This window comes from Paracoccus alkanivorans, from assembly GCF_003697785.1.
GTDB lineage: Bacteria > Pseudomonadota > Alphaproteobacteria > Rhodobacterales > Rhodobacteraceae > Paracoccus > Paracoccus alkanivorans.
This window is the reverse complement of sequence record NZ_QOKZ01000033.1, coordinates 1-1559: the sequence shown is the minus strand read 5'-3', so window position 1 is coordinate 1559 and position 1559 is coordinate 1. Positions and strand designations below refer to the sequence as shown.

At 59.9% G+C, this 1559-nt stretch carries 1 protein-coding gene; it reads left to right on the top strand.

Annotated features, from left to right (window positions below):
• Nucleotides 1-416 precede the first annotated feature (416 nt).
• A complete protein-coding gene (locus C9E81_RS22575) occupies nucleotides 417-1397 on the top strand; it encodes a chromate resistance protein ChrB domain-containing protein (protein ID WP_243698785.1) in 981 nt (326 codons plus the stop codon).
• The last annotated feature ends 162 nt before the right edge of the window (nucleotides 1398-1559 follow it).

Genomic DNA, 1559 nt, shown 5'->3' with positions numbered 1-1559 from the left:
TGTTGCAACCATCCAGAATTGTCGCATGCGGCGCAAAGCAGAAATGTCACCGCAGACCAGCAGGGCCGGCAGCCGGGCAGGGCGGAGACATCAAATATCGCAGCGCTGACCGGCTGCCTTGTAGGAACGGTTACAGCTACTCAATTTAGGCATAAAAGATATCCAGCAACTCTTCGCGCGCTCCGTGAAGGTCTGGGAAGCACGAACATCGGTCGATTCCCAACCACATTAACTGCGGTTATGCGACGTTCTTGTCCGTCGGCTTTTCAAAGATTGCTTCCTTAGAAGGGTCCGTTCCGTTCGCAGTGATCGACCTTTGCGCCCGAAGCTATCAGAGACAGCCAGTAATTCTTCGGAACATTCGAGCTATTTGATACATCTGTTGCATATCATTTTCAAAATGATACAGTTATTTCATGAACGATAACCAGTCACCAAACCAACCCTGGCTGCTTTTGATCCACCAGCTTCCCAGCAAGCCGGCCTATCTGCGCGTGAAGATCTGGCGCCGACTGCAGAACATCGGTGCAGTTGCTGTGAAGAGCACGGTCTATGCACTACCGGCGACCGCCGAGACACAGGAGGATTTTGCGTGGCTCCTGAAGGAGATCATCGAGGGCGGCGGCGAGGCGATGGTCTGCGAGGCGCGGCTGATCGACGGTCTCTCTGACGATCAGGCGCGGGCGCTTTTCGATACGGCGCGCGACGCCGACTATGAGGCGCTCGCCACCGAGGCTCGGGCGCTCGCCTCGACCCTCGATGCGGCGGCGGGCAGTGAGGAAAAGAATGAAGCTCGTGCCCAAATCCGGCGCCTGCGCAAGCAACTCGCCGATGTCATGGCGATTGATTTCTTCGGCGCGACCGGCCGCCTCGCTGCAGAAGGTATCATCGCTGCACTCGAGATCCGGCTTGCTACGGACGAGGACATAAACGCCTCGGATTCATTGGCTGTGCCGACGGCCGAAGACCTCAAAGGCCGTATCTGGGTCACGCGCAAGGGCGTCCACATCGATCGTATCGCCTGCAGCTGGCTGATCCGCCGCTTCATCGACCCCGATGCCGTGATCCGCTTTGTGCCGGGCAAGGGCTACACTCCCAAGCCGGGCGAGCTGCGCTTCGACATGTTCGAAGGTGAGTTCACCCACGAGGGCGACCGCTGCAGCTTCGAGGTGCTGCTTGCCCGCGCCGGGCTCGACGACCCGGCCCTTCAGGCGATCGCCGAGATCGTTCATGACATCGACCTGAAGGACGGTAAGTTCGCACGTGATGAGGCCACTGGCATCGCCCATCTCATCGCAGGCATCGCCGTGGCGCATGCGGAAGACGAGGAGCGCATAGCGCAAGGCGGACCCGTCTTCGACAACCTCTACCAGTATTTCCGCAAGAAGCGCCGGTGATGCGCAGGGGGATCCATGAACAGAAACGCAAGCAACGACACACAATCCATCGAGCGCAGTACCGCGCCCGACCACGGTATCTCGTTCGGAGAGGCGGTGCGCGTCTGGGCCAGGGTGGCGGCGCTCTCCTTCGGCGGCCCGGCCGGGCAGATCGCCGTGATG